22 protein-coding genes and 1 pseudogene are annotated in these 26,835 nt (G+C 74.3%); 16 read left to right on the forward strand and 7 right to left on the reverse strand.

The genetic code is table 11. The features are described from left to right. Positions 1-55: 55 nt before the first annotated feature. Both ABZ858_RS24635 and ABZ858_RS24640 read right to left on the reverse strand, forming a co-directional pair. A complete protein-coding gene (locus ABZ858_RS24635) occupies positions 56-2,617 on the reverse strand; it encodes an ATP-dependent Clp protease ATP-binding subunit (RefSeq protein ID WP_361382458.1) in 2,562 nt (853 codons plus the stop codon). Positions 2,618-2,759: 142 nt separating this feature from the next. Beyond that, positions 2,760-3,454: pseudogene (locus ABZ858_RS24640) on the reverse strand (M24 family metallopeptidase). A 72-nt stretch (positions 3,455-3,526) separates the two neighbouring features. Between ABZ858_RS24640 and ABZ858_RS24645 the strand changes: the two are divergent. Beyond that, on the forward strand, positions 3,527-3,778 hold the full coding sequence (locus ABZ858_RS24645; protein ID WP_361382461.1) for a helix-turn-helix transcriptional regulator: 252 nt from the start codon (positions 3,527-3,529) through the stop codon (positions 3,776-3,778). A 150-nt stretch (positions 3,779-3,928) separates the two neighbouring features. Here the strand turns inward: ABZ858_RS24645 and ABZ858_RS24650 are convergent, their stop codons facing one another. Continuing rightward, entirely contained in the window at positions 3,929-4,789 is an 861-nt protein-coding gene (locus ABZ858_RS24650) for an HAD family phosphatase (protein WP_361382464.1), read from the reverse strand. Between the two features lie 575 nt (positions 4,790-5,364). Between ABZ858_RS24650 and ABZ858_RS24655 the strand changes: the two genes are divergently transcribed. The 7 genes from ABZ858_RS24655 (at position 5,365) to ABZ858_RS24685 (ending at position 14,123) form a co-directional block, all read left to right on the forward strand. Next, positions 5,365-6,207 carry a nitrilase-related carbon-nitrogen hydrolase gene (locus ABZ858_RS24655; protein WP_361382467.1) on the forward strand — a complete coding sequence of 281 codons (843 nt, stop codon included), beginning with the start codon at positions 5,365-5,367 and terminating at the stop codon, positions 6,205-6,207. Continuing rightward, positions 6,204-7,487: an aspartate aminotransferase family protein gene (locus ABZ858_RS24660; protein WP_361382470.1), complete on the forward strand. Its 1,284-nt coding sequence runs from the start codon at positions 6,204-6,206 to the stop codon at positions 7,485-7,487. Before ABZ858_RS24655 ends, ABZ858_RS24660 begins: the two co-directional genes overlap by 4 nt. A gap of 53 nt (positions 7,488-7,540) precedes the next feature. Continuing rightward, on the forward strand, positions 7,541-9,154 hold the full coding sequence (locus ABZ858_RS24665) for a PucR family transcriptional regulator (RefSeq protein ID WP_361382474.1): 1,614 nt from the start codon (positions 7,541-7,543) through the stop codon (positions 9,152-9,154). Positions 9,155-9,256: 102 nt separating this feature from the next. Then, positions 9,257-10,099 carry a nitrilase-related carbon-nitrogen hydrolase gene (locus tag ABZ858_RS24670; RefSeq protein WP_361382477.1) on the forward strand — a complete coding sequence of 281 codons (843 nt, stop codon included), beginning with the start codon at positions 9,257-9,259 and terminating at the stop codon, positions 10,097-10,099. 31 nt (positions 10,100-10,130) lie between these two features. Then, complete coding sequence (gene hydA, locus ABZ858_RS24675; RefSeq protein ID WP_361382480.1) at positions 10,131-11,534, forward strand: dihydropyrimidinase; 1,404 nt, start codon at positions 10,131-10,133, stop codon at positions 11,532-11,534. Positions 11,535-11,545: 11 nt separating this feature from the next. Next, positions 11,546-12,571, forward strand: a complete 1,026-nt coding sequence (locus ABZ858_RS24680; protein ID WP_361382483.1) for a TIGR03842 family LLM class F420-dependent oxidoreductase — start codon at positions 11,546-11,548, stop codon at positions 12,569-12,571. Between the two features lie 25 nt (positions 12,572-12,596). Next, positions 12,597-14,123 (forward strand): NCS1 family nucleobase:cation symporter-1, encoded by a 1,527-nt coding sequence (locus tag ABZ858_RS24685; protein WP_361382486.1) that lies wholly within the window; start codon positions 12,597-12,599, stop codon positions 14,121-14,123. A 22-nt stretch (positions 14,124-14,145) separates the two neighbouring features. On the opposite strand, the gene ABZ858_RS24690 is transcribed toward ABZ858_RS24685, so the two are convergent. After that, positions 14,146-14,847, reverse strand: coding sequence for a hypothetical protein (locus tag ABZ858_RS24690; RefSeq protein ID WP_361382489.1), 702 nt, complete (start codon positions 14,845-14,847; stop codon positions 14,146-14,148). A gap of 374 nt (positions 14,848-15,221) precedes the next feature. On the opposite strand from ABZ858_RS24690, the gene ABZ858_RS24695 reads away from it, so the two are divergent. The 5 genes from ABZ858_RS24695 to ABZ858_RS24715 all read left to right on the forward strand — a co-directional run bounded on the left by ABZ858_RS24695 (position 15,222) and on the right by ABZ858_RS24715 (position 20,704). Further along, positions 15,222-15,527 carry a hypothetical protein gene (locus ABZ858_RS24695; protein WP_361382492.1) on the forward strand — a complete coding sequence of 102 codons (306 nt, stop codon included), beginning with the start codon at positions 15,222-15,224 and terminating at the stop codon, positions 15,525-15,527. A gap of 205 nt (positions 15,528-15,732) precedes the next feature. Then, positions 15,733-17,559, forward strand: a complete 1,827-nt coding sequence (locus ABZ858_RS24700; RefSeq protein ID WP_361382495.1) for a gamma-glutamyltransferase — start codon at positions 15,733-15,735, stop codon at positions 17,557-17,559. A 149-nt stretch (positions 17,560-17,708) separates the two neighbouring features. Continuing rightward, the gene (locus ABZ858_RS24705; RefSeq protein ID WP_361382497.1) at positions 17,709-18,554 is read left to right on the forward strand and encodes an inositol monophosphatase family protein; all 846 of its coding nucleotides are present in this window, start codon (positions 17,709-17,711) and stop codon (positions 18,552-18,554) included. 216 nt (positions 18,555-18,770) lie between these two features. After that, positions 18,771-20,180, forward strand: coding sequence for an NAD(P)/FAD-dependent oxidoreductase (locus ABZ858_RS24710; RefSeq protein WP_361382500.1), 1,410 nt, complete (start codon positions 18,771-18,773; stop codon positions 20,178-20,180). Beyond that, entirely contained in the window at positions 20,177-20,704 is a 528-nt protein-coding gene (locus tag ABZ858_RS24715) for an O-acetyl-ADP-ribose deacetylase (RefSeq protein WP_361382503.1), read from the forward strand. The genes ABZ858_RS24710 and ABZ858_RS24715 overlap by 4 nt, the downstream gene beginning before the upstream one ends. Before the next feature lie 12 nt (positions 20,705-20,716). Here the strand turns inward: ABZ858_RS24715 and ABZ858_RS24720 are convergent, their stop codons facing one another. Next, positions 20,717-21,778 carry an alpha/beta hydrolase-fold protein gene (locus ABZ858_RS24720; protein ID WP_361382506.1) on the reverse strand — a complete coding sequence of 354 codons (1,062 nt, stop codon included), beginning with the start codon at positions 21,776-21,778 and terminating at the stop codon, positions 20,717-20,719. 252 nt (positions 21,779-22,030) lie between these two features. On the opposite strand from ABZ858_RS24720, the gene ABZ858_RS24725 reads away from it, so the two are divergent. Together ABZ858_RS24725 and ABZ858_RS24730 are read left to right on the forward strand one after the other, a co-directional pair. Then, positions 22,031-23,521 carry an AlkA N-terminal domain-containing protein gene (locus ABZ858_RS24725; protein ID WP_361382509.1) on the forward strand — a complete coding sequence of 497 codons (1,491 nt, stop codon included), beginning with the start codon at positions 22,031-22,033 and terminating at the stop codon, positions 23,519-23,521. A gap of 12 nt (positions 23,522-23,533) precedes the next feature. Next, positions 23,534-24,031 (forward strand): methylated-DNA--[protein]-cysteine S-methyltransferase, encoded by a 498-nt coding sequence (locus ABZ858_RS24730; protein ID WP_361382513.1) that lies wholly within the window; start codon positions 23,534-23,536, stop codon positions 24,029-24,031. 40 nt (positions 24,032-24,071) lie between these two features. Here the strand turns inward: ABZ858_RS24730 and ABZ858_RS24735 are convergent, their stop codons facing one another. Then, a complete protein-coding gene (locus tag ABZ858_RS24735) occupies positions 24,072-24,572 on the reverse strand; it encodes an NUDIX hydrolase (RefSeq protein WP_361382516.1) in 501 nt (166 codons plus the stop codon). 221 nt (positions 24,573-24,793) lie between these two features. Here ABZ858_RS24735 and ABZ858_RS24740 point away from each other — a divergent pair, with 221 nt between their 5' ends. Then, on the forward strand, positions 24,794-25,912 hold the full coding sequence (locus tag ABZ858_RS24740; protein ID WP_361382817.1) for a glycerate kinase: 1,119 nt from the start codon (positions 24,794-24,796) through the stop codon (positions 25,910-25,912). 82 nt (positions 25,913-25,994) lie between these two features. Here the strand turns inward: ABZ858_RS24740 and pssA are convergent, their stop codons facing one another. Further along, complete coding sequence (pssA, locus tag ABZ858_RS24745) at positions 25,995-26,813, reverse strand: CDP-diacylglycerol--serine O-phosphatidyltransferase (protein ID WP_361382820.1); 819 nt, start codon at positions 26,811-26,813, stop codon at positions 25,995-25,997. Positions 26,814-26,835 lie beyond the last annotated feature (22 nt).

A 26,835-nucleotide genomic window follows, 5' to 3' on the forward strand; every position in this document is an offset into this window, starting at 1 on the left:
GCCTCCCGCACCGGGAGGCGGGCCCACCGCTCGCCCACGCCGCTCTCGGCGCGCCTCAGCCGGCGGGCGCGGGTGGGGGCGCCGCCGACGGGTCCTGGGTCCGGAAGGCGAGCCGCCCGTCCTCGACGTCCACCGTGACCCGGCCGCCCTCGCCGGCCCGGCCGTCGAGCAGCAGCCGGGACAGCTGGTTGTCGACCTCGCGCTGGATGGTCCGGCGCAGCGGCCGGGCACCGTACTCCGGCTGGTAGCCGCGCTGCGCCAGCCAGTCCACGGCCGCGTCGGTGAACGCGACGGTGACGCCCTGCGCGTGCAGCAGCCGGCGCGTCTGCTCCAGCAGCAGATCGGTGATCTGCCGCAACTGCCCGGCGGTGAGCTGGCGGAACACCACGATCTCGTCGATGCGGTTGAGGAACTCGGGCCGGAAGTGCTCCCGCAGCGGCCGCAGGATCTGCTCGCGCCGCGCCTCCTCGTCGGCGTCCGCACCGCCCGCGCCGAACCCGATCCCGGCGCCGCGCCGGGTGATCGCCTCGGAGCCGAGGTTGCTGGTCATCACGATGACGGTGTTGGCGAAGTCCACCGTGCGGCCCTGGGAGTCCGTCAGCCGCCCGTCGTCCAGCACCTGGAGGAGGATGTTGAAGACGTCCGGGTGGGCCTTCTCCACCTCGTCCAGCAGGAGCAACGAGTACGGGTGCCGGCGCACCACCTCGGTGAGCTGGCCGGCCTCCTCGTGGCCGACATAGCCCGGCGGGGCGCCCACCAGCCGGCTGACGGTGTGCCGTTCCTGGTACTCGCTCATGTCGAGGCGGACCATGCGGTCCTCGCTGCCGAACAGCGCCTCCGCCAGCGCCCGGGCCAGCTCGGTCTTGCCGACGCCGGTCGGGCCGAGGAAGAGGAAGCTGCCGATCGGCCGGTCGGGGCTGGCCAGTCCGGCCCGCGAGCGCAGCACGGCGTCCGCGACCACGGCGACGGCCTCCTCCTGGCCGACCACCCGCCGGTGCAGATGCCCCTCCAGGCCGAGCAGGCGCTCCTTCTCCTCCTGGGTGAGGCTGCTGACGGGGATGCCGGTCTGCCGGGACACCACCTCCGCGACGGCCTCGGCGGTCACCTCCAGGTGCTGCCCCTCGTCGGCCTCCTCGGTGTTCCCGGCCTCCGCGATCCGCTGCTTGAGTTCCACGATGCGGTCCCGCAACTGCGTGGCCTGCTCGTACTGTTCGTCCGCGACCGCCTGGTCCTTGTCCAGGGCCAGCTGCTCGACCTCGCGCTCCATGGCCCGTACGTCGGTGCCCTTGGTGCGCGCCCGCAGCCGTACCCGCGCGCCGGCCTGGTCGATCAGGTCGATCGCCTTGTCCGGCAGCCGCCGGTCGGTCAGATACCGGTCGGACAGCTCCACGGCGGCCAGCAGGGCCTCGTCGGTGTAGCGCACCTGATGGTGGGCCTCGTAGCGGTCGCGCAGCCCGCGCAGGATCTCGATGGCGTCCGCGGCGGTCGGCTCGGGCACCAGGATCGGCTGGAAGCGGCGGGCCAGCGCCGCGTCCTTCTCGATCCGCCGGTACTCCTCCAGGGTGGTCGCGCCCACGATGTGCAGCTCGCCGCGGGCCAGGGCGGGCTTGAGGATGTTGCCCGCGTCCATGGAGCCGCCCTCGCCGCCGCCGCCCGCGCCGACCACCGTGTGCAGCTCGTCGATGAAGACGATCAGGCGTTCGGAGTGGGTGCGGATCTCGGTGACGATGGTGTTCAGCCGCTCCTCGAAGTCGCCCCGGTAACGGGTGCCGGCGACCACGCCGGTCAGGTCCAGGGCCACCACCCGGCGGCCGAGCAGGATGTCGGGCACGTCGCCGTCCGCGATCCGCTGGGCGAGTCCTTCCACGATGGCGGTCTTGCCGACACCGGCGTCCCCGATCAGCACGGGGTTGTTCTTCCCGCGCCGGGAGAGCACCTCGATGGTCTGCTCGATCTCCTGGTCGCGCCCGATCACCGGGTCGATCCGGCCCTGCCGGGCCAGGTCGGTCAGATCGCGCCCGTACTTGTCCAGGGTGGGCGTGCCGGTGGCGCGCTGCTGTCGCTCGCCGCCCTGTGCGGCGGCGGCCTCCGGCGCCTCGGGCGGCAGTCCGGAGGCGGCGAACCGGGCCGCGTTCAGGATGTGCCCGGCCGCCGAGTCGGGGTTCGCGGCGAGCGCGCTGAGCACGTGCTCCGGGCCGATGTACCCGGCGCCGCTGGCCCGGGCCATGTCGTGCGCGTCCAGCAGGGCGCGCTTGACGGCCGGGGTGAGCGCGAGGGTGGTGGGAGGGGGCGGTGGCGCCTCGCCCGGCGGGCTCTGGACGGGACCGGACCGCTCGTCGATCTGCGTGGCGATCGAGTCCGGGTCCGCGCCGGCCCGGCTGAGCAGGCTGCGGGTGGGTTCGGTGGCGAGCGCCGCGCGGAGCAGGTGCTCGGTGTCCAGGTCCCGGCTGCCGTGATCGGCGGCGTACTGGGCCGCGCCCTTGACGAGTTCCCGGGCGGGCTGGCTGAGCAGCCTGCCGATGTCGACGTGCCGGGGACCGGGGCGGGGTCCGCCGAAGAACCGGGCGAAGAATTCGCCGAAGGGGTCGCCCTCCGGACCGACGAAACCGCTGGTCATCGCTTTCCGTTCCTTCGCTGACGGGTGGCTCCCGCCGGGTAACCGGGTGAGCGGGGCTCATGCCCACGGTTGCATGTTCCGTTGCGCCGGGCATGTCGGGCGGCCTGCCTGCCTGCCCGCCCGGTACGGCCCCGCCGCCGGGCTACCCGGCCGGCCGCGCGGTGAGGACCCGGGGCCCGTCGTCGGTGATCGCCACGGTGTGTTCCCCGTGGGCCGCCCGGGAGCCGCCGTCCGTGCGCAGCGTCCAGCCGTCCGGGTCCGCGTGGTAGCCGTCCGTGCCGCCGCCGATCAGCATCGGCTCGATGGCCTGCACCCGGCCGTGGCGCAGCGGGAAGCCGCGGCCGGGGCGGCCCTCGTCGGGCACTCCGGGGTCCTCGTGCGTCTGGCGGCCCACGCCGTGGCCGCCGAAGCCGTCCGGGACGCCGTACCCGGCCGCGCGGCACACCGAGCCGACGGCGTGGGCGATGTCCCCGACGCGGTTGCCGACCACGGCCGCCTCGATGCCCGCGACCGGCGCCGCCTCGGCGGCCGCGATCAGCTCCAGGTCGGCCGTGCGCGGGCGGCCGACGAAGCTGAGCGCCGAACCGACCGCCCAGCGAGGCGCCGAAGCCCAGCGGGACGAGGTCTCCGTCGCGCAGCCGGTAGCGGGTCGGGATGCCGTGCACGATCGCGTCGTTCACGGAGGCGATGCGTGCGCCACACCTCGTCCAGCTCCAGCAGGGAGCCCCCCCCCACGTCCGCCGCCTCGCGCACGGCGGTGAGCGGCCGGGCGACGACCTGGCCGGCCGCGTACAGGGCCTCGATCGACGCCTCGGCCTTCAGTTCCCCCCTGCCCATTACTGCGCCGGTATTTAAATCCGGGATTGTCATCACGGGATTTGAATAACGTCGGAGCGGTAGGATGACGGCATGGTCCGCACCCCCCTGACCCCGGAAGAGCGCGAGCGCGGCGAGCGGCTCGGCCTGCTGCTGCGCGCGGCGCGCGGCGGCCGCAGCATGACGGAGGTCGCGGCGAGCGCGGGCATCTCGGCCGAGACCCTGCGCAAGATCGAGACTGGCCGGGCGCCCACCCCGGCCTTCTTCACCGTGGCCGCCGTGGCGCACGCCCTCGGACTGTCGATGGACGAACTGGCGGGAAGGTGCGCGGCGGCCCGGGTGTGACGGGCCGGGACGCGCACGGGAGCGCGGCGCCCTCGGCGCCCGGCGGCCGGCCTTCGGCGGTGGCTGACGGCCGTGGGCGACGGCCGTCCGGTGACCCGCTCGCACGGGGCGGGCCACCGGCGCGGACCGCTCGACGGGGCGGATGGGCCGTCAGGGCGCGGAGGGGGTGACGCCCTGTCCCGAGGCTCCGCCCGGACCGGGGATCCTCGGCCCGTCCGGAGCGCCGCCCGGGCGTGCGGTGTCCGGGCTTCGGGCGTCCGAGTGTCCGGCGTCACCGTGCCCGGCGTTCCCCCGTCCGGTGTCCGCGGGCCCGCTGTCCGGGCGGCGGGCCGCCGGCAGGCTCTCCGTCCAGGCCGCCAGCCGTGGATCGTCGAGCGCGCCGACCCACAGATCGGCCAGGGCGAGGGCCTCGGGCTCCGGGTCCGGGCCCACCCCGATGACCCGCAGCCCCGCGGCCACGGCGGCCTTCATGCCGTTCACCGAGTCCTCCACGGCCAGCACGTCACCGCCGGAGGCGCCGAGCAGCCGCGCGGCCTTGGCGTAGGTGTCCGGGTGCGGTTTGGGGAGCACGTCCCCCTCGGGCACGACGATGTGCCGGAAGTGATGGCGTAGATCCACCGACTCCAGGCAGAACTCCACCACGTCGGCGGGGCAGTTGCTGGCCACCGCCAAGGGTGCGACCCGGTCCAGGGCGCGCACCAGCTGCCGCGCCCCGCGGGTGGCCACCGGTTCCCGCGCCACCAGGGCGCGGAAGGTGTTGAGCAGTTGCTGGGTCATCTCCTCCGCGTGGGCCGGCTCGCCGACGAGGTCGGCCATGAGGGCGCCGCAGTCCCGGTAGTGCAGGCCCTTCGCGCGCTCCGCGAACTCGGGGCTCGGGGCGTGCCCGAAGGCGCGCAGCACGACGGCGCGCGCTCTTTGCCAGTGCTGCTCCGAGTCGACCAGGGTGCCGTCGCAGTCGAAGACGACGGCATCGGGGGTCCAGCCGGGGGCCGGCATGGCGGGTCTGTTCATGTGCTCCGACCGTTCTGGCAGGGGCGGACGAGCCGGAAAGGCCGTCTGGGTCCGCCGCTCACGGGTGACGGTGTGCCTGCCGCTCGCCCTTCACTTCGGAAAAGAGGGAAGCCGCGGACAAGGCGGGACGGTCGCGGACGCGGCGGTCACGAGCAGTCGACTGCTGTGTTCCTGCACGCATTCGGAACCGTAAACACCATGAACCGTACGCTCCGCTTAGCCCGTTATGGGCGTTTGCCAGCGCAATACGCACGTGTGGGTGATGACCGGTGGGAGCCCGCCTCCGCAGGACGCGGAGCAGGGGCGTACGCCGGTTCGGCGCACCGCACCGGGGCGCACCACGGAGCGGATCGCGGGCGCACCGGGGAGCGCGCCGCACGACGCGCCGGGCGGTGCGGCCCGCGCGCGGGCGCCCGCGCGCGCGACGCGGCACTCGCCCACCGGAGTGCGAAACACGATCGACTCCGCGGGTTCACGACGATGGTCTTGGCAAGCCGGGCCGGGGGGCTTACGTTCGTGCCTCTAGGTCCGTTCTACGGGCGTAGAGGCTCTGACGTACGTCGAAGGAGCAGCTCATGCCCCATGTCGTCCGCGCGGCCCTGGTCCAGGCCACCTGGACCGGCGACACCGAGTCCATGGTCGCCAAGCACGAGGAGCACGCCCGCGAGGCGGCCCGCCGCGGGGCCCGGATCATCGGGTTCCAGGAAGTCTTCAACGCGCCCTACTTCTGCCAGGTCCAGGACAGCGCGCACTACCGCTGGGCGGAGCCGGTGCCGGACGGGCCCACGGTGCGGCGGATGCGGGACCTCGCCCGCGAGACCGGCATGGTGATCGTCGTCCCGGTCTTCGAGGTCGAGCGGTCCGGGTTCTACTACAACACCGCCGCCGTGATCGACGCCGACGGCAGCTACCTCGGCAAGTACCGCAAGCACCACATCCCGCAGGTCGAGGGGTTCTGGGAGAAGTACTACTTCAAGCCCGGCAACCTGGGCTGGCCCGTCTTCGACACCGCCGTCGGCAAGGTCGGCGTCTACATCTGCTACGACCGCCACTTCCCCGAGGGCTGGCGCCAGCTCGGCCTGAACGGCGCCCAGCTCGTCTACAACCCCTCCGCCACCCACCGCGGCCTGTCCGCCCACCTGTGGCGGCTGGAGCAGCCGGCCGCCGCCGTCGCCAACGCGTACTTCGTCGCCGCGATCAACCGGGTCGGCCGCGAGGAGTACGGCGACAACGACTTCTACGGGACGAGCTACTTCGTCGACCCGCGCGGCCGGACCGTCGGGGACGCGGCCGCCGACACCGCGGAGGAACTGCTCCTCCGCGACCTCGACTTCGACCTCATCGACGAGGTGCGGCAGCAGTGGGCCTTCTACCGCGACCGCCGCCCCGACGCCTACGAAGGGCTGGTGCAGCCGTGAACGACCTGTACGACCGGCACCGGGCCGTGCTGCCCGACTGGCTCGCCCTCTACTACGAGGACCCGCTGGAGATCACCCACGGCGAGGGCCGCCACGTCTGGGACGCCACCGGCCGGCGCTACCTCGACTTCTTCGGCGGCATCCTCACCACCATGACCGCGCACGCGCTGCCCGAGGTCACCAAGGCGGTCAGCGAGCAGGCCGGCCGGATCATCCACTCCTCCACCCTCTACCTCAACCGGCCGATGGTGGAACTGGCCGAGCGCGTGGCCCAGTTGAGCGGCATCCCGGACGCCCGGGTTTTCTTCACCACCTCCGGCACCGAGGCCAACGACACCGCGCTGCTGCTGGCGACGGCGTACCGGCGCAGCAACACGGTCCTGGCCATGCGCAACAGCTACCACGGCCGCTCCTTCAGCACCGTCGGCATCACCGGCAACCGCTCCTGGTCGCCCAGTTCCCTCTCCCCGCTGCAGACGCTGTACGTGCACGGCGGCGTACGCACCCGCGGCCCGTTCGCGCAGCTGAGCGACGCCGAGTTCATCGCGGCCTGCGTCGCGGACCTCCGGGACCTGCTCGGCCACACCCGGCCGCCCGCCGCGCTGATCGCCGAGCCGGTCCAGGGCGTCGGCGGCTTCACCTCCCCGCCCGACGGCCTGTACGCCGCCTTCCGGGACGTCCTCGCGGAACACGGCATCCTGTGGATCGCCGACGAGGTGCAGACCGGCTGGGGCCGCACCGGCGACCACTTCTGGGGCTGGCAGGCGCACGGGCGCAGCGGGCCGCCGGACATCCTCACCTTCGCCAAGGGCATCGGCAACGGCATGTCCATCGGCGGGGTCGTCGCCCGCGCCGACCTCATGAACTGCCTGGACGCCAACAGCATCTCCACCTTCGGCGGCACCCAGATCACCATGGCCGCGGGGCTCGCCAACCTCAACTACCTGATCGAGCACGACCTCCAGGGCAACGCGCGGCGGGTCGGCGGCCTGCTCATCGAGCGGCTGCGGGCCGTCGCCGCACAGCTGCCCGGCGTACGGGAGGTGCGCGGGCGCGGTCTGATGATCGGCGTCGAGCTGGCCCGGCCGGACACGGGCGAGGCCGACCCGAGGGCGGCCGCCGCGGTGCTGGAGGCGGCCCGCGAGGGCGGCCTGCTCATCGGCAAGGGCGGCGGCCACGACACCAGCGCCCTGCGCGTCGCCCCGCCGCTGTCCCTGACCGTCGCCGAGGCCGAGGAGGGCGCCGCGATCCTGGAACGCGCGCTGCGCGGCGCGTACTGAGGGCACCCGCCGGCACCCACCCACCACCCCGGTCGAACAAAGGGGCGCAGCCCATGACCACCGCCTCGGACGCGGTCCCGACCGCCCGCACCCACCCGGAGGCGGCCGCCCGGACCCCGCCGGACCCCGTCCTGTCGGTGCGTCAGGTGCTCACCCTCGAACGGGTGCTCGCCGGGGAACCCGAGGTGGTGGCCGGCGCCGCCCGCCTCGACCGGGCCGTGCGCTGGGTGCACGTCGCCGAGGCGGCCGACGTCGGGGTGATGCTCAGCGGCGGCGAGATGGTCCTCACCACCGGCGTGCTGCTGGCCGGCGACGAGGACAAGCAGGCCGAGTACATCCGCTCGCTGCACCGCGCGGAGGCCGCGGCCGTGGTGCTGGGCCTCGGCCGGGCCTTCCCCGAGCCGCCCGAGGTGATGCGCCGGGCGGCCGAGCGGTGCGGGCTGCCGCTGATCGTGCTGCACCGCCCGTTCCCGTTCGCCGAGCTGACCGAGGAGGTCCAGTCCCGGCTGGTGCGGCGCAAGTTCGCCGCCGTCAGCCTCTCGGAGTCCGTACGCACCGCGCTGACCGCGCTGATCACCGCGGGCGCCCCGGCGCAGGCGCTGCTCGACGAGATCGCCCGGCACAGCGCCTGCCCCGTCGTCGTCACCAACCTCGCCCACCGGGTCCTCGCCACGGCGGGGGAGCGGTCCGCGGTGGACGACGTGCTGCGCGACTGGGAGCGCATCGCGCGGCAGGCGGGCGGCCGCGAGGGCGACGGCTGGGTCCGCGCCGAACTGGGCGGCCGCGGGGAGCGGTGGGGCCGGATCGTGCTCTGCGGCCACCGCGGGGACACCGCCACCGGCCGGCTGCTGGCCGAACGCGCCGCCGAGGCCCTGGTCCTGCACCGCATGCTGGGCGGCACCGCGGGCCGCACCTGGGAGGAGCAGTCCGCGCAGGGCCTGCTCACCGGCCTGGCCGGCCAGGCCGTACCGGCCCGGCAACTGCTGCCCCGGGCCCGGGCGGCCGGCCTGCCGGTCAACCGGCGCGCCTTCGTGCCGCTGGTGGTACGTGACGCGGAACCGGCCGGCGTCGACCGGCTGCTGCGGCTGCTGGGCCTGCCCGGACTCGCCGCCGCCCTGCCCGAGGGCGGCACCGCCGTGCTGCTCAGCCTCGCCCGCGACCAGGACGCCGAGGCCCTCACCCGGCACTTCGCCGAGCGGCTGCGCGCGGAATCCGGCGAGGAACGCACCGTCGTGGCCGCCGCCGACGCCCGTACCGCCTGGGACGACGTGCCCGCCGGGCTGCGCGAGGCCCGGCACGTCGCCGACGCCGTGGCCGACTCCGCCGCCGCGCTCGGCCTGCCCGCCGTGGTCCGGCTGGGGGACGTCCACCTGCGCGGCCTGGTCCGGCTGCTGCGCGACGACCCGCATGTGCAGTCCTTCGCCGAACGGGAGCTGGACGGACTGCTGTCCCCGGCCGGCGGGGACGAGCTGCTCGGTGTGCTGCGCACCTACCTCGCCACCGGCCGCAACAAGTCCCGCACCGCCCAGCTCCACCATGTCTCCCGCCCCGCGCTCTACCGCCGCCTGGAGGCCATCCAGAGCCGCCTCGGGGTCGACCTCGACGACTTCGAGCAGGCCGCCTCCGTGCACATCGCCCTGCTCGCGCACGACGCCCAGCAGGCGTGACACGGTGGCACGCCGGGGCCGGCCGGCCGTGACACGGTGCACCTGCGAGCGGGCCGGCCGGCTTTCTAGGCTCACGGCACACCGAACGAGCGGAGGTTCCCGATGAGCCGAGTGATCCGTGCCGCCGTCTTCCAGACCGCCTGGACCGGCGACAAGGAATCCATGATCGCCGTGCACGAGCAGGCGGTCCGCGACGCCGCCGCCCAGGGCGCCCAGGTGCTGTGCTTCCAGGAGCTGTTCTACGGCCCGTACTTCTGCCAGGTGCAGGACCCGGCGTTCTACGCGTACGCCGAGCACATCCCCGAGGGGCCGATCGTGCGCCGCTTCCAGGCGCTCGCCGCCGAACTGGGCATCGTCCTGGTCCTGCCGATGTACGAGGAGGAACAGCCCGGCGTCCTCTACAACACCGCCGCCGTCATCGACGCCGACGGCTCCTACCTCGGCAAGTACCGCAAGACCCACATCCCGCAGGTGCGCGGCTTCTGGGAGAAGTTCTACTTCCGGCCCGGCAACAGCGGCTGGCCCGTGTTCGAGACCGCCGCCGGCAGGATCGGCGTCTACATCTGCTACGACCGGCACTTCCCGGAGGGCTGGCGGGCGCTGGGCCTGGCAGGCGCCGAGATCGTCTTCAACCCCTCGGCCACCTCCCGCGGCCTGTCCGGCTACCTGTGGCAGCTGGAGCAGCCGGCCGCGGCCGCAGCCAACGCGTACTTCGTCGGCGCGATCAACCGGGTCGGCGTGGAGGAGTACGGCGACGACGACTTCTACGGGACGAGCTACTTCGTCGACCCCGAGGCGCAGTTCGCCGGCGAGGTGGCGAGCGACAAGGAGAGCGAACTCGTCGTCCGCGACCTGGACCTGGCCAAGCTGCGCGAGGTCCGCGACCGCTGGCAGTTCTACCGCGACCGGGCACCGGGCACGTACGGCCCGCTGACGGCGCCCTGACCGCACCGCCCACCCTGGCAGGAGAGGGACCATGAGCAGCCGTACCGTCATCCGCGGCGGACTCGTCATCACCGCCGCCGACGAGATCCACGCCGACGTCCTGATCGAGGACGGCCGCATCGCCGCCCTCGCCGCCTCCGGCACCCCGGCCGCCGAGGCGTTCACCGCCGAACGGACCATCGACGCCACCGGGAAGTACGTCATCCCCGGCGGCGTGGACGGCCACACCCACATGGAGATGCCGTTCGGCGGCACCTACGCCTCGGACACCTTCGAGACCGGCACCCGGGCCGCCGCCTGGGGCGGCACCACCACCATCGTGGACTTCGCCATCCAGGCCAAGGGCGGCACCCTGCGCGAGGGCCTGGACGCCTGGCACGCCAAGGCCGAGGGCAACTGCGCCGTCGACTACGGCTTCCACATGATCGTCTCCGATGTCACCGAGGAGACGCTGAAGGAGATGGACCTGCTGGTGGAGGAGGGCGTGACCTCCTTCAAGCAGTTCATGGCATACCCGGGGGTCTTCTACAGCGACGACGGGCAGATCCTGCGCGCCATGCAGCGCGCCGCCGGCAACGGCGGGCTGATCATGATGCACGCCGAGAACGGCATCGCCATCGACGTCCTGGTCGAACAGGCCCTGGCCCGCGGCGAGACCGACCCCCGCCACCACGGCGAGGTCCGCAAGGCGCTCCTGGAGGCCGAGGCCACCCACCGCGCGATCCGGCTGGCCCAGGTGGCCGGCGCCCCGCTGTACGTCGTGCACGTCTCGGCGCGCGAGGCGGTCGCCGAGCTGACCCGGGCCCGCGACGAAGGGCTGCCCGTCTTCGGCGAGACCTGCCCGCAGTACCTGTTCCTGTCCACCGACAACCTCGCCGAACCGGATTTCGAGGGCGCCAAGTACGTGTGCAGCACGCCCCTGCGCCCCCGGGGCCACCAGGCCGCCCTGTGGCGGGGCCTGCGCACCGACGACCTCCAGGTGGTCTCCACCGACCACTGCCCCTTCTGCTTCAGCGGGCAGAAGGAGCTGGGCCGCGGCGACTTCTCCAAGATCCCCAACGGGCTGCCGGGCGTGGAGAACCGGATGGACCTGCTCCACCAGGCCGTCGTCGACGGGCACCTCTCGCGCCGCCGCTGGATCGAGATCGCCTGCGCCGCCCCGGCCCGGATGTTCGGCCTCTACCCGAAGAAGGGCACCCTCGCCCCCGGCGCGGACGCCGACGTCGTCGTCTACGACCCGCACGCCGAGCAGGTCATCTCCGCCCGGACCCACCACATGAACGTCGACTACTCGGCGTACGAGGGCCGGCGCGTCACCGGCCGGGTGGAGACCGTGCTCTCGCGCGGGGAGCCCGTCATCACCGGGCGCGAGTACACCGGACGCCCCGGACACGGCGTCTACACCCCGCGCTCCACCTGCCAGTACCTCGACTAGGAGCGGTGCCCATGGACTTCGGACTCGTCCTGCAGACCGACCCGCCGGCCGCACGCGTCGTCAGCCTGATGCGGCGCGCCGAGCACAACGGCTTCCGCTACGGCTGGACCTTCGACTCCTCCGTGCTGTGGCAGGAACCGTTCGTCATCTACAGCCAGATCCTCGCCCGGACCGAGAAGCTGACGGTCGGCCCCATGGTGACCAACCCGGGCACCCGCACCTGGGAGGTCACCGCCTCCACCTTCGCCACCCTCAACGACATGTTCGGCAACCGCACGGTCTGCGGCATCGGCCGCGGCGACTCCGCGATGCGGGTGGCCGGCCGCAAGCCCAACACGCTGGCCCGGATCAGCGAGGCCATGAAGGTCATCCGGGCGCTGGGCCGCGGCGAGGAGGCCGACCTCGGCGGCGGCACCCCGGTCCGGTTCCCCTGGATCAAGCCGGGTGCCGAACTCCCCGTCTGGATGGCCGCGTACGGGCCCAAGGCGCTGCGGATGACCGGCGAGGAGGCCGACGGGTTCATCCTCCAGCTCGCCGACCTCTACCTCACCGAGTACATGGTCAAGGCGGTGAAGGACGCCGCGGCCGCCGCCGGACGCGACCCGGCCGAGGTGAGGATCTGCGTGGCCGCGCCCGCCTACGTCACCGCCGACGACTCGCCCGAGGCGCTCGCCCACGCCCGCGAGCAGTGCCGCTGGTTCGGCGGCATGGTCGGCAACCACGTCGCCGACCTCGTCGCCCGCTACGGCGAGCACTCCGCCGACGTGCCCGACGCGCTCACCGACTACATCAAGGCCCGCCAGGGCTACGACTACGCCCACCACGGACGCAGCGGCAACCCGGACACCGCGTTCGTGCCCGACGAGATCGTCGACCGGTTCTGCCTGATCGGCCCGGTCGGCAAGCACATCGAGAAGCTGAACGCGCTGCGCGCACTGGGCGTGGACCAGTTCGCCGTGTACGCCATGCACGACGCGCGGGAAGCCGTGATCGACGCGTACGGCCGTGAGGTCATCCCCGTCGTCAACGCCAGCTAGCCGGTACCCACCGATTGGGCCGCCCATGACCGACACCGCACCCCCGGCCATACCGCCGTCCACCCAGGTCGTCCTCCCCGACGGACGCGTGGAGATCGCCCCCGGCACCCCGTCGCCCGACGGCCCGCACGCCAACGCGGACCTGCTCCCGGTCCCCGTCGCCGGGCGCACCTGGACGACGTACAACTTCTCCGCGCTCTGGGTCGGCATGGCCCACAACACGGCCTCCTGGACCCTCGCCTCCGGTCTGATCGCGGTCGGCATGGACTGGAAGCAGGCGGTGCTCACCATCGCCCTGGCCAATCTGATCGTGCTGGTCCCGATGCTGCTCACCGGGCACGCGGGACCCAAGTACGGCATTCCCTTCCCGGTGTTCGCCCGCGCCTCCTTCGGGGTGCGCGGGGCCAACCTGCCCGCCGTGGTACGGGCGCTGGTGGCGTGCGGCTGGTTCGGCATCCAGACCTGGATCGGCGGCGAGGCGATCTACTTCCTGGCCGGGAAACTGATCGGCGACCGCTGGACGAAGGCCGCCGAGACCGGCGGGTACGCCTGGACGATGTGGCTGTCGTTCGCGCTCTTCTGGGTGCTCCAGGTCGCGATCATCCACCGGGGCATGGACACCATCCGCCGCTTCGAGAACTGGGCGGCGCCCTTCGTCCTGGTCGGCGCGTTCGTGATGCTGGGCCGGATGAGCGTGCGGGCCGGCGGCCTCGGCCCGCTGTTCGACCAGCCGTCCAGGCTGGGCTGGGGCGCCCACTTCTGGAAGCTGTTCGCGCCCTCCCTCATGGGCATGATCGGCTTCTGGTCCACGCTGTCCCTGAACATCCCCGACTTCACCCGGTACGGCAGGAGCCAGCGGGCGCAGACCCGCGGCCAGGCACTCGGCCTGCCCACGACGATGACCCTGTTCGCGTTCCTGTCGGTCCTCGTCACCTCCGGCTCGCAGGCCGTGTACGGCCGACCGGTCTGGGACCCGGTGCAGTTGGCCGCCAAGACGGACAACGTGATCGGTCTGCTGTACGCCCTGGTGACCGTGCTGGTGGCGACCCTGTCGGTGAACATCGCCGCCAATCTGGTCTCCCCGGCGTTCGACTTCTCGAACATCGCGCCGCGCAGGATCAGCTTCCGCACCGGCGCCCTGATCACCGCCGTACTGGCCGTGGCGATCTGCCCGTGGAAGCTGTACGCCGACCCGCAGGGCTACATCTTCACCTGGCTGGGCCTGGTCGGCGGGCTGCTCGGCACGGTCGCCGGCATCCTCATCGCGGACTACTGGGTGCTGCGCCGGGCCCGGCTCGACCTCGTCGACCTGTACCGCGCGGGCGGACGCTACTGGTACACGGGCGGCTGGAACTGGCGGGCCGTGGCGGCGTTCGCGGCGGGCGGTGTGCTGGCCGTCGGCGGCGCGGACTTCCATCCGCTGCTCGACGGCCGGCCGATTCCCGCGCTCAGGCCGCTCGCCGACTACGGCTGGGCGGTGGGCCTGGGCACGTCCATGGCCCTCTACCTGCTGCTGACGCTGCCGGCGGCCCGGCGCCGCCCGGCGGCCTGACCGCGCGGCGCGGCCGGGGCGGTCAGCCGCCCCGGCCGCCCCGCAGCGCGGCGACCGCCTCCCGGGCCGCGCCGATGGCGCCCTTGTTGATCTCGTCCGTGTCCGGCGCCTTCTTCGACTCGAAGTCGCTGCCGTTGTACGTGACGACCACCAGCGCGTTGGCGGCACGCACCAGCACCACGCCCTCACGGGTCTGCTGCTTGTCCTCGGTGGTCAGGTTCACCACCGAGTACGCGGCGTCACCGAGCCCGGGGACCGCCCCGCCGCCGCTCTTCTCCGCGGTCCGCTGCTGGTACGAGGACCGCGCCGCCGCGTCGGAGCGCATGATCTCGAAGGACACGTCGAGCCAGCGGTAGTCGTAGCCCTTGAGCGCGTTCCACGAGCAGGTGCGGCGCACCTGGCTGTCCGTGGACGCGATCTCCTTGCCCGCGGGCGGCGCGCCCGGCACCAGGGCGGCGAGCGTCTTCGCGGACACCGCCGAGCACGGCGCCGGAGCCGCCGCGTACGCCGCTGGCTGCCCGGACGAGGACGGCGCGGAGGACGGCCCGGACACCGCGGACGACCCGGCGCCCGCGGCGCCGCTCTCCGGTCCGGCGGCGGCCCGGTGACTGCCGGCGGCCTGCGCTGCCAGCGGCCCGGACGTCAACGCCCAGCCGGCGCAGGCGAGCACGAGGACCGGACTCAGCCGCGCGGTGAGCGCGAACGGCAGGGGGAGATCACGCACGGGAGCACTTCTCGTGTCGGACGGACGAGGCGGGGGGAGTCCACACTGCGGACGGGACGACAGTGTCACACGAGAGTCTGTGCGACGGAAGCGCGGCCTCCTCCCGCGCCCGAGCAGTCGCACAGCCGGGCCGGTCCGGTACGCGGGCGGCTCCCCTGCGACGGTCCCGTGACCCGGAACTATGGCTTCCGTCCCGGTCGCGCCGCGCGCGCCCTGATGGGCCGGGCCGATGCGCAGAGCCGCCGCCACCCTCCCCGTCCTGCTGCTCACCCTCGGACCCGGACTGACGGCAACCGGCCCCGGGACCGGCCCGCACGCCGCCCCGGCCACCGGCGGCCCGGACGCCCAGCCGCCGGACGCCGGCCAAGGAGTGCGTGCGCGGCCTCGGCTTCGGCAGCCTGCGGGACGTGGACCCGGACGAGCCGCCGGCCCGGCCGGACCTGCCCGCGGACGGGTCGGTCACGGACTTCCGACTCACCGTCGTCCGCACCTCGGACCACGCCCACCGCCACGGCGTGCGGGACCCGCGCGACACCGCGGAGAAGGGGTGGACGCTGCCGCATACGAGGCGCTCACCGGCGAGTCGGCCACCACCGACCCGAGGAGCACGCACGGCCACCGCATCCCCGAGCACGGCTGCCTCCGACGTCCCGGCCGAGATCCTGCGTTCCCGGCCCTGACCGCCGGGCCGGCCGGGGCGCGCGGAGTGACCCGCCTCGCGGCGTCACCAGGTCATCGCATCGCCGGACGCCGGGCCCCGGCCGGTGGGAGCATGGGGGCCGTCCGGGGCGCGGGGCGGCCGATCGCCCTCCGGGGAGCGGAGGTCCTCGTTCCGGCCGACGCGGGCAGCCCGACGCGGGCAGACAGCGAGGTGAGAGGTCCCCCATGTTCACGACCCGGCCCACCCTCCAGGGCACCTTCGGGATGGTGTCCTCCACGCACTGGCTGGCCTCGCAGTCGGCGATGGCCGTACTGGAGGGCGGCGGCAACGCCTACGACGCGGCCGTGGCCGGCGCGTTCGTGCTGCACGTCGTGGAACCCCACCTCAACGGGCCCGCCGGCGAGGTGCCGATCCTGCTCGCGCCGGCCGGCGGCGAGGTGCGGGTGCTGTGCGGGCAGGGCGTGGCGCCGGCCGGGGCGACCATCGCGCACTACCGGGGACTCGGACTCGACCTCGTACCGGGCACCGGACCGCTGGCCGCCGCCGTCCCGGGCGCCTTCGACGCGTGGATGCTGCTGCTGCGCGACCACGGCACCCTGGACCTGGCCGACGTCCTCACGTACGCCATCGGGTACGCCGAGCACGGGCATCCGCCCGTGGAGCGCGTCGGGGCGACCGTGGAGACCGTACGGGAGCTGTTCGAGACCGAGTGGACCTCGTCGGCCGAGGTGTACCTGCCCGGCGGCCGGCCGCCGCGCCCCGGGGAGTTGCTGCGCAACCCGGCGCTCGCCGCCACCTGGAAGCGGCTGCTGGCCGAGACCGCGGGCGCCGGGGACCGGGAGGCGCGCATCGAGGCCGCGCGGGAGGTGTGGCGGTCCGGCTTCATCGCCGAGGCGCTCGTCCGGCAGTCCGGCCGGCCCACCCTGGACACCAGCGGCGCCCACCACACGGGCACTCTCACGGCCGCCGACCTCGCCGCCTGGTCGGCGGCCTACGAACCACCGGCGACCCACGGCTGGAACGGCTGGACCGTCTGCAAGGCCGGCCCCTGGAGCCAGGGCCCGGTCCTCCTCCAGCAGCTCGCCCTGCTCCCGCCCGAACTGCCCCGGTACGGGTCCGCCGACTACGTCCACCTGCTCGTCGAGGGTTGCAAACTCGCCATGGCCGACCGCGAGGCCTGGTACGGCGACGCCGCCGAGGTACCGCTGGCCGAACTGCTGTCGGCGCCGTACAACGAGGAGCGGCGCGGCCTGATCGGCGCCGAGGCGTCCTACGAGCTGCGGCCCGGCAGCCCCGGCGGGCGTACCCCGCGCCTGAGCGCGCTCGCCGGCCGCACCGCCACCGGGCCGCATGCCTTCGACGCCCTCGGCGTCGGGGAGCCGACCGTCGCCGAGCCGCCCGCCTCCCCGGTGCCGGGCGAACCGCGGGTGGACGCCGACGGCGGCACCCGCGGCGACACCTGCCACCTGGACGTCGTCGACCGCTGGGGCAACATGGTCGCCGCCACGCCCAGCGGCGGCTGGCTCCAGTCCAACCCCGTGGTGCCCGGACTCGGCTTCCCGCTCGGCACCCGGCTCCAGATGACCTGGCTGGAGGAGGGCCTGCCGAACTCGCTGACGCCCGGCCGCCGCCCGCGCACCACCCTCACCCCCTCGCTCGCCCTGCGCGACGGCGTGCCCGTGCTGGCCTTCGGCACGCCCGGCGGCGACCAGCAGGACCAGTGGCAGCTGCACTTCTTCCTGGCCGTCGCGCTGCGCCCCGCCGTCCGCGGCGGACTCGACCTCCAGGGCGCCGTGGACGCCCCGAACTGGCACAACGACGCCTTCCCCGGCTCGTTCCACCCGCGCGGGACGCGTCCGGGCAGCGTCACCGTGGAGTCCCGCACGGACGCGGAGGTGGTCGCGGAGCTGCGCCGCCGCGGCCATGACGTGACGGTCGGCGATGCCTGGTCCGAGGGGCGCCTGTGCGCGGTGGCCCGGGACCCGCGCACCGGCGTCCTGTCGGCGGCGGCCAACCCGCGCGGAATGCAGGGGTACGCGGTCGGCCGCTGAGGTGAGGGGCCGGGTGCCGAGGCGAGCGGCGGGCCGCTGCGGCGGGCGGTTCGCGGCCCCGCTCCGCGCGCGAACGCAGTTCACCGCGATTCCACCCGGCGGCCACCGGCAGGGCGGGCGTTGTCAGTGGCCTGTGCTCTCATGGAGGCATGATCGAAGAGACGGAAACCATCGAGGAGTTTCTCGCACGTCACTCGGCCGACGTGGAAGAGGCGGTCCGCAAGGCCGCCGCGGCCGAGATCATGCCCCGCTTCCGCCGGCTCGCGGAGCACGAGATCGACCAGAAGTCCGGCCCGCACGACCTGGTGACCGACGCCGACCGGCTCGCCGAGCGGTACCTCACCGACGCGCTCGGCGCCCTGCTGCCCGGCTCCGTCGTGGTCGGCGAGGAGGCGGTGCACGCCGACCCCGCCGTCTACGGGGCGATACGCGGCGACGCCCCGGTCTGGATCGTCGACCCGGTCGACGGCACCCGCCAGTTCGTGCACGGCGACCCCGGCTTCTGCACCCTGGTCGCCCTCGCCCTGCGTGGCGAGATCCTGGCCTCCTGGACGTTCGCACCGGCCCGCGACCAGTTCGCCACGGCGATCCGCGGCCGGGGCGCCTTCCTCGACGGCGAGCGGCTGCGCTGCGGCGCGCCCGACCCGGACCGGGACCTGCGGGTGGCCACCTCCCACCCGGACTACACGACCGACGAGCAGAAGCGGGCCCTGCTGGGCCTGCGCGCGGCCGGGGTGGCCCACCGCTCCTGCGGCTCGGCCGGCCTGGAGTACCTCGCCATCGCGCGCGGCGAGCTGGATGCCACGGCGTTCTCCTGGGAAGCGGCGTGGGACCACGCGGCGGGCCTGCTGCTGGTCGAGGAGGCGGGCGGCGCCCACCTGACCCTCTCCGGCGAGCCCTTCCGTATCACCGGGGGCAACAGCCTGCCGTTCACGGCCGCACGGGACGCGGCGACCGCCCGGCGGGTGATCGGCCTGCTGACGGCCATGGTCTGAGCCCGCGCACCGCGGCGGCCGTGGCCGCCGGGGCCGGAGCCCGGCGGGTGCCCAGGGCGCGCCCCGGGGACCCGAGGGCCTGTCCCTGCGGCCCGGGGGCGCTCCCCCGCGGCCCGGGGGTGCTCCCGGCGGCCCGGCGCCCCGGCCCGGCGGCATATCCTGGCCCCCAGTGGCCATCGGCTGACGAAGCTGACGAAGGGGTCCGAGGTGCCGTCGATGCTCGATGCGGTCGTGGTGGGTGCGGGGCCGAACGGACTGACCGCCGCCGTGGAGCTGGCCCGCCGCGGCTTCTCCACGGCCGTGTTCGAGGCCCGGGACACGGTCGGCGGCGGCGCCCGCACCGAGGAACTGACCCTGCCCGGCTTCCGGCACGACCCGTGCTCCGCGGCGCACCCCCTGGCCGTCAACTCGCCCGCCTTCCGCGCCCTGCCCCTGGACCGGTACGGCCTGCGCTGGCTCCACCCCGAGCTGCCCATGGCCCACCCCTTCCCGGACGGCACCGCCGCGGTCCTGGCCCGCTCGGTCGCCGAGACGGCCGCCTCCTTCGGGCCGCGCGACGCCGGCACCTACCGCAGGCTGGTCGAGCCGTTCCTGCCCCGATGGGACACGCTCGTCCGCGACTTCATGTCGCTGCCGCTGACCGCGCTGCCCCGCGACCCGGTCACCCTCGCCCGCTTCGGCCTGGCCGGACTGCCCCCGGCGACCTGGCTGATGCGCCGCTTCCGCGACGAGCGGGCCAGGACCCTGTTCGCGGGTCTCGTCGCCCATGTCATGGCCCCCCTCGGCGGATTCGCCACCGGCGCCGTCGGACTCGTCTTCGCCCTGGCCGCGCACGCGCGGGGCTGGCCGCTGGCCCGCGGCGGCTCCCAGGCCATCTCCGACGCCCTCGCCGGGTACCTCACCGACCTCGGCGGCGCCGTGCACACCGACTACGAGGTCAAGCGCCTGGACGACCTGCCGCCCGCGCGCGCGTACGTCTTCGACACCTCGCCCACCGCCCTTGCCCGCATCGCCGGGCTCGGCCGCGCCTACGACAGCTACCGCTACGGCCCCGGCACCTTCAAGATCGACTACGCGCTGGACGGCCCGGTCCCGTGGACCGCCGAGGAGGCCCGCCGCGCCGGCACCGTGCAGATCGGCGCGGACAGCACCGAGATCGGCACCGCGCTGCGCGCCGCCTCCCGCGAGGGCCGCGCCCCCGAACGGCCCTTCCTCATCACGGTCCAGCCCACCGTCGCCGACCCCACCCGCGCCCCCGCCGGCAAGCACGTCTTCTGGGCGTACGGCCATGTGCCGAGCGGCTGGACCGGCGACCTCACCGACGCCGTCGAACGCCAACTGGAGCGGTTCGCCCCGGGCTTCAGCGACCGCGTCCTCGCCCGCGCCACCGCGGGACCGCCCGAACTCGCCGCCCGCAACGCCAACTACGTCGGCGGGGACATCGCCACCGGCGCGGTGTCCGGACTCCAGATCCTGCTGCGCCCCAAGCCGACCCTGTTCCCGTACCACACCCCGCACCCGGCCGTCTTCATCTGCTCCTCGGCGACCCCGCCGGGACCCGGCGTGCACGGCATGCCGGGGCACAACGCGGCGAAGGCCGTCTGGAGGAGGCTGCGACAGACATGACCCCCGCCCTCACGCTCGTCCGCGGCGACATCACCCGGCAGAGCGCCGACGCCCTCGTCAACGCCGCCAACTCCTCGCTGCTCGGCGGCGGAGGCGTCGACGGCGCGATCCACCGCCGCGGCGGCCCCGCCATCCTGGAGGAGTGCCGCGCCCTGCGCGCCTCCCGGTACGGCGGGGGACTGCCCACCGGCCGGGCCGTCGCCACCACGGCGGGCGCCCTGGACGCCCGCTGGGTGATCCACACCGTCGGACCCGTGTACCAGGGCCCCGGCAGCGATCCCTCGCCGCTGGCCTCCTGCTACCGCGAGTCCCTGCGCGTCGCCGACGAACTGGGCGCGCGGACGGTCGCCTTCCCGGCGATCTCGACCGGCGTCTACCGCTGGCCGCTGGACGACGCCGCGCGCGTCGCCGTACAGACCGTGCGCGAGACGGACACCGCCGTCGAGGAGGTCAGATTCGTCCTCTTCGACGAACCGGCGTACGAGGCGTTCGCCGCCCGGCTCGGCACCGGGCGCGGTACCTGACCGGCCTCGCGCTCAGCGCGGCCCGGACAGCCAGGTGCTGAGCCAGTGGAACGCCATCGGGTACGACGCCGCGAAGGTGTGGAAGTTGTGCCCGCCGCTGGACAGCAGCTGGGTGCGCACCTGGACCGTGGAGGGGCCGGCGGCCGTCAGGAACTTCTCGATGGACGAGGGCGGGCTGAGCCGGTCCTGCCGCGAGGTGGCCAGGAACAGGCTGACCGGCGCCTTGGAACGGGCGACGAGTTCGGTCGGGGCGTTGGCCCGGCGCACCGCCGGGTCGCGCAGCACGGACGGGTCGCCGGTCAGCGGGTCCGGGTCGATGGCGGCGCCCGCGGCGAACACCTTCGGATACTGCAGGGGCAGCTTCGCCGCGCAGTAGCCGCCGGTCGAGAAGCCCATCAGGCCCATGCCGCGGGGCCCCGGCACGGTACGGAACTTCTGCCGGACCAGATCCGGCACGTCGTAGGCCAGCCAGGTGGCGACCTTGCGGTGCGGCAGGTCGCTGCAGTCGGTGTCCACGCTGCCCGGGTCGATCACCGGCATCACCAGGATGAACGGGTTCGTCTTGCGCTGCTTCAGCAGATCCTCGTAGTCCCCGGGGATGCCGCCGCGCTCCAGCCAGGACTGCGGGGAGCCGGGGACGCCGTGCAGCAGGAACACCACCGGGAACTTCTTCTTGCGGTAGGCGGGGTCGTCGTACTGGGGCGGGGTCCACACCAGGACCTGGCCCGACAGGGTGGAGCGGCCGCCGCGGAAGTACGTGTCGAGCATGCCGCCGCGCGTGCCGTGGTTGAACTGCGCACGGCTCGGCGGCGGGCCGGGCATCGCCTCCGCGTTCGCGGCGTCCGTGCGGCCCAGCAGGTCGTCCCAGGAGGCGTACAGCCCGTAACTGTTGTTGATCCAGGTCGCCACCACGGAGATCGCGGTGAGCTGGCACACGGCGATCATCACCCCGTGCGTCAGCCAGCGCACCGGCCTCGGCCCGCGCACCATGGACCACACCGCGACCGTGCCGATCATCGCGATGACGGTCGCGACGACGAGAACGAAGAAGAACGTCGTGCCAGTCAGCGCCACGCGGTCACCCTCCCGTAGCGGCGACCGCATCCGGTACCGCTGTACGAAAACACTTGCAGCCGGGATTCGGGGGACGGCCCGCGAACACCCGGCACGTTGCAGGATGCGAAAAGCAACGCCCTGGTTGCCGTCGCACCTGCCGGGAAACTGTGACACGTGTGACGTCCGGGTGAACCGGCGGGGTCCAGCACCCCGCACGTCCATGTCGGATTCTCGCCAGCCCACGCGCGTCCGGTCCCCCATCCTGGAGGCATGCGGAACGCGATGCACACCGACCGGGCGCGCTGTGTCCGGGCCGTCCAGTCCAAGGACGCGCGGTTCGACGGCTGGTTCTTCACCGCCGTCGTGACGACCCGGATCTACTGCCGGCCCAGCTGCCCCGCGGTGCCGCCCAAGCCGGAGAACATGGTCTTCCACCCGAGTGCGGCCGCCTGCCAGCAGGCCGGGTTCCGGGCCTGCAAGCGCTGCCGGCCCGACACCAGCCCCGGCTCCCCGGCCTGGAACCGGCGCGCCGATCTGGTGGCCCGCGCCATGCGGCTGATCGCCGACGGCGTGGTGGACCGGCACGGCGTACCCGGGCTCGCCGCCCGCCTCGGCTACAGCACCCGCCAGGTGGAACGCCAGCTCCTGGCCGAACTCGGCGCGGGACCGCTCGCGCTCGCCCGCGCCCAGCGCGCCCAGACGGCCCGGCTGCTGATCGAGACCACCGCCCTGCCGATGGCGGAGATCGCCTTCGCCGCCGGGTTCTCCTCGATCCGCGCCTTCAACGACACCGTGCGGGCGGTGTTCGCGCTGGCCCCCGGCGAACTGCGCGCCCGTGTCCGGGGACGGGCGGGCACCGAGCAGCCGGGCACCCCCGGCGTCCTCGCGCTGCGCCTGCCCTTCCGCGCCCCGCTCACCCCGGACAACCTCTTCGGGCACCTCGCGGCGACCGCCGTGCCCGGCGTCGAGGAGTGGCGCGAGGGCGCCTACCGGCGGACCCTGCGCCTGCCCTACGGCCACGGCATCGCCGCGCTCACCCCGCGCCCGGACCACATCGCCTGCCGGCTCACCCTCAGCGACCTGCGCGACCTGCCCGTTGCCATCGCCCGCTGCCGGCGCCTGCTCGACCTGGACGCCGACCCGGCCGCCGTCGACGACCAGCTGCGCACCGACCCGGTGCTCGCACCCCTGGTCGCCAAGGCGCCCGGCCGGCGCGTGCCGCGCACCGTGGACGAGGCCGAGTTCGCCGTCCGGGCCGTGCTCGGCCAGCAGGTCTCCACGGCCGCCGCCCGCACCCACGCGGCCCGCCTGGTCACCGCGCACGGCGAACCGGTCGACGACCCCGAGGGCGGCCTCACCCACCTCTTCCCCGCCCCCGAGTCCCTGGCCGCCCTCGACCCCGAGTCCCTGGCCATGCCCCGCACCCGGCGTACCACGTTCACCACCCTGGTGAGCCACCTCGCCGACGGCACCCTGCGGCTGGGCGTGGACAGCGACTGGCCCCAGACCCGCGCCCGCCTGCTCGCGCTGCCCGGCTTCGGCCCCTGGACGGCCGACGTCATCGCCATGCGCGCCCTGGGCGATCCCGACGCCTTCCTCGCCACCGACCTCGGCATCCGGCGCGCCGCCCGCGAGCTGGGCCTGCCCTCGACCCCCGCGGCGCTCACCGCCCGCACGGCGCCCTGGCGCCCCTGGCGGGCGTACGCCGTGCAGTACCTGTGGGCCACCGACGACCACCCGATCAACTTCCTGCCCGTCTGAGGACGTACCGCCATGAGTTCCGTCAGCAAGCAGCACACCGTCATCGACAGCCCCTACGGCCCGCTCACCCTCGTCGCCGACGGCGACGGCGTGCTGTGCGGCCTGTACATGACCGACCAGCGCCACCGCCCGCCCGAGGAGACCTTCGGCGAGCGCGACGAGCACCCCTTCGACGAGGCGAAGGACCAGCTGGCCGCGTACTTCGCGGGCCGGCTGCGGCGGTTCACCCTGCCGCTGAGCCTGTCCGGCACCCCCTTCCAGCGCCGCGTCTGGGAGCAGCTGCGCGCCATCCCCTACGGCGAGACCCGCTCGTACGGCGACCTCGCCCACACCCTCGGCACCCCCGGCGCCTCCCGCGCGGTCGGCCTCGCCAACGGCAAGAACCCCATCGGCATCATCGTCCCCTGCCACCGCGTCGTCGGCGCCGACGGCAACCTCACCGGCTACGGCGGCGGCCTGCCCCGCAAGCAGCGGCTCCTGGACTTCGAGAGCGGCGCGGCGCTGTTCTAGCCGTCCGGGCGCGCCGCCGGCCGTCAGGCGTCCTGGCGGCTCACCCGGCCCGGTGCCCGTTCTCCAGCTCCGCCGTGCCGGTGTCCTCGGTGACCACGTCCAGGGCGGCCAGGACCCGGCGGCACAGGGGGCCCGGCAGATGGGCGGGGAGTCCGTCGCGGGGGACGAGGCGCCAGGACAGCAGTTCCTCCTCCTGGAGGCGGATCGCCGTGAACTCCTCCTCGGACAGGACGCCGCCGTCGTAGACGTACGCCACCAGGGGCGGGCGGCCGGGGCCGGGCACCCAGTCCACCGCGAGCAGCCGTCCGGGCTCGCGGTCGAGGCCGATCTCCTCCCGCGTCTCGCGGCGCGCACCCGCGCGCGGGCCCTCCCCGGTCCCGGACTCGATCGTGCCGCCCGGCAGCGCCCATCCCTCGCGGTAGTTCGGCTCGACGAGCAGCACCCTGCCCCGCCCGTCCCGGAAGAGGGTGGCGGCACCGGCCAGCACCCGGGGGAGCCCGGCGATGTAGGCGGCGTAGTCCGGCGGCTCTGGAGTCGTCATCCAGGCAGGGTAGCGAGCGCAGGTCCGGGCGGGGGAGCCCGCGGGCGGGCGGCGCGGTCGCCGTTCCCGGCCGTCCTCGCCTTCTCAGCCAGCGGGCGGGGCATGACGCCGGGGCCGGTCGCCGGTTATGGTCGCAGCGGCGCGACTGGCCCTGACGTACGGGGCCCGGAGAGCAAGGGGAAAGCAAGGTGGCGGACGCTGCAGTGCACGGCACCCGCAGGGTGCTGATTGCCGCGGACAAGTTCAAGGGCTCGCTGACGGCCGTGCAGGTCGCCGAGCGGGTGACGGCCGGGCTGCGGCGGGTCGTACCGGAGCTGGAGGTCGAGGCGCTGCCCGTGGCCGACGGCGGCGACGGGACCGTGGACGCGGCCGTCGCGGCCGGGTTCGAGCGCCGGGAGGTACGGGTCGCCGGTCCCCTCGGCGACGAGGTGACGGCGGCGTTCGCGCTGCGCGGCGACACCGCGGTCGTGGAGATGGCCGAGGCCAGCGGCCTGCAGCGGCTGCCGGCCGGTGTCTTCGCGCCGCTGACCGCGTCCACGTACGGCTCCGGCGAGCTGCTGCGCGCCGCGCTGGACGCGGGCGCCCGGACCATCGTGTTCGGGGTCGGCGGCAGCGCGACCACCGACGGCGGCGCGGGCATGCTGGCCGCGCTCGGGGCGCGTTTCTCCACGGCGGACGGGGAGCCGGTCGGGCCCGGCGGCGGGGCACTGGCCGACCTGGCCCACGCCGACCTGTCCGGCCTGGACCCGCGGCTCGCCTCGGTCGAGTTCGTGCTCGCCAGCGACGTCGACAACCCGCTGACCGGCCCGAAGGGCGCCCCGGCGGTCTACGGGCCGCAGAAGGGCGCGTCCCCGCAGGACGTGGCCACGCTGGACGCGGCGCTCGCGCACTTCGCGAAGGTCCTGGAGGAGGCGATCGGCGCCCGGGCCGCCGAGTACGCGGCCTCGCCCGGCGCCGGCGCGGCCGGCGGCATCGGCTACGGGGCGCTGATCGTGGGCGCCCGCTTCCGGGCCGGTATCGAGGTCATGCTCGACGTGCTCGGCTTCGCGCCCGCGCTGGAGCGCGCCACCCTGGTGATCACCGGCGAGGGCTCCCTCGACGAGCAGACCCTGCACGGCAAGGCCCCCGCCGGGGTCGCCGCCGCCGCGCGCGCCGCGGGCAAGGAGGTCGTCGCGGTGTGCGGACGGCTGGCCCTGGCGCCCGAGGCGCTGGGCCGGGCCGGTATCCGCCGCGCGTACGTGCTGACGGACATCGAGTCCGACGTGGACACCTGCATCGCCGAGGCCGGCCCGATCCTGGAGCGGCTGGCCGAGCGCCTCGGCGAGGACTACCTGCGCTGACCGGCCCTTCCTGTGCGAAAGAGAGGGTCCCGGAACCGTACGGTTCCGGGACCCTCTCACGTACTACTGACATACGACGCGGCTACGGCAGCTGTGTCGCCCGCGCCTCGCGCCGGTTGTCGCGGAAGTTGTTCACCCGGCGGGCCGTGGCGAACAGCGGGATCACCGCGCCCATGACCAGCTGCAGCGCGCAGCCGGTCTGCAGCAGCAGCTGCCCGCTCGGGGCGTCGAAGGCCCAGGCGGCCAGCAGCCCCATCGACAGCACGATCCAGGCGAGCATCGCCACCGCGAGACGGCCCCGCGGCTTGGGGTACTCCACCCGGCTCACCATCAGCCACGCGGTGCCCACGATCGCCAGCAGCGTCGCCACGAAGGGCAGCTCCAGGAGCACGATGGAGACCACCGTGAGCGCGCCGAAGGGCGAGGGCATGCCCTGGAACATGCCGTCCTTCAGCGTCACGCAGGAGAACCTGGCCAGCCGCAGCACGACCGCGAGCAGCACCACGATCGCCCCGAGCGCGGCCATCCGCTGGTGGGCGTCGTCCGCGACCATGCCGTAGACCAGCACGAAGTACGCCGGCGCCAGCCCGAAGCTGATCAGGTCGGAGAGGTTGTCCAGCTCCGCGCCCATGGGGGAGGAGCGCAGCTTGCGCGCGACCAGGCCGTCGAACAGGTCGAAGACCGCCGCGCACAGCATCAGGATGACGGCGGTGGCGGCGCTGTGCCGGGCCATGCCGTTCTCCTGGCTCCCGGTGAGGTGCGGGATCAGGATGCCGGTCGTGGTGAAGTACACGGCCATGAAGCCGCACGTGGCGTTGCCCAGGGTGAGGGTGTCCGCTATCGACAGGCGCAGCGAGAGGGGCATCTCCTCGTCGTCGTCCACGTCCGCGGCCTCGGGCACCCAGCCGGCCTGGGTCTCCGGA

The sequence above is a fragment of the Streptomyces sp. NPDC047017 genome, from assembly GCF_040644175.1.
Classification (GTDB): domain Bacteria; phylum Actinomycetota; class Actinomycetes; order Streptomycetales; family Streptomycetaceae; genus Streptomyces.

What these genes read in the sequence shown, in the direction of transcription:
- ABZ858_RS24635 (WP_361382458.1), bottom strand. Translation starts at nt 2,617, where the DNA reads ATGACCAGCGGTTTCGTCGGTCCGGAGGGCGACCCCTTCGGCGAATTC.
- ABZ858_RS24645 (WP_361382461.1), top strand. Translation starts at nt 3,527, where the DNA reads ATGGTCCGCACCCCCCTGACCCCGGAAGAGCGCGAGCGCGGCGAGCGG.
- ABZ858_RS24650 (WP_361382464.1), bottom strand. Translation starts at nt 4,789, where the DNA reads ATGAACAGACCCGCCATGCCGGCCCCCGGCTGGACCCCCGATGCCGTC.
- ABZ858_RS24655 (WP_361382467.1), top strand. Translation starts at nt 5,365, where the DNA reads ATGCCCCATGTCGTCCGCGCGGCCCTGGTCCAGGCCACCTGGACCGGC.
- ABZ858_RS24665 (WP_361382474.1), top strand. Translation starts at nt 7,541, where the DNA reads ATGACCACCGCCTCGGACGCGGTCCCGACCGCCCGCACCCACCCGGAG.
- ABZ858_RS24670 (WP_361382477.1), top strand. Translation starts at nt 9,257, where the DNA reads ATGAGCCGAGTGATCCGTGCCGCCGTCTTCCAGACCGCCTGGACCGGC.
- hydA (WP_361382480.1), top strand. Translation starts at nt 10,131, where the DNA reads ATGAGCAGCCGTACCGTCATCCGCGGCGGACTCGTCATCACCGCCGCC.
- ABZ858_RS24680 (WP_361382483.1), top strand. Translation starts at nt 11,546, where the DNA reads ATGGACTTCGGACTCGTCCTGCAGACCGACCCGCCGGCCGCACGCGTC.
- ABZ858_RS24685 (WP_361382486.1), top strand. Translation starts at nt 12,597, where the DNA reads ATGACCGACACCGCACCCCCGGCCATACCGCCGTCCACCCAGGTCGTC.
- ABZ858_RS24700 (WP_361382495.1), top strand. Translation starts at nt 15,733, where the DNA reads ATGTTCACGACCCGGCCCACCCTCCAGGGCACCTTCGGGATGGTGTCC.
- ABZ858_RS24705 (WP_361382497.1), top strand. Translation starts at nt 17,709, where the DNA reads ATGATCGAAGAGACGGAAACCATCGAGGAGTTTCTCGCACGTCACTCG.
- ABZ858_RS24710 (WP_361382500.1), top strand. Translation starts at nt 18,771, where the DNA reads ATGCTCGATGCGGTCGTGGTGGGTGCGGGGCCGAACGGACTGACCGCC.
- ABZ858_RS24715 (WP_361382503.1), top strand. Translation starts at nt 20,177, where the DNA reads ATGACCCCCGCCCTCACGCTCGTCCGCGGCGACATCACCCGGCAGAGC.
- ABZ858_RS24725 (WP_361382509.1), top strand. Translation starts at nt 22,031, where the DNA reads ATGCGGAACGCGATGCACACCGACCGGGCGCGCTGTGTCCGGGCCGTC.
- ABZ858_RS24730 (WP_361382513.1), top strand. Translation starts at nt 23,534, where the DNA reads ATGAGTTCCGTCAGCAAGCAGCACACCGTCATCGACAGCCCCTACGGC.
- ABZ858_RS24735 (WP_361382516.1), bottom strand. Translation starts at nt 24,572, where the DNA reads ATGACGACTCCAGAGCCGCCGGACTACGCCGCCTACATCGCCGGGCTC.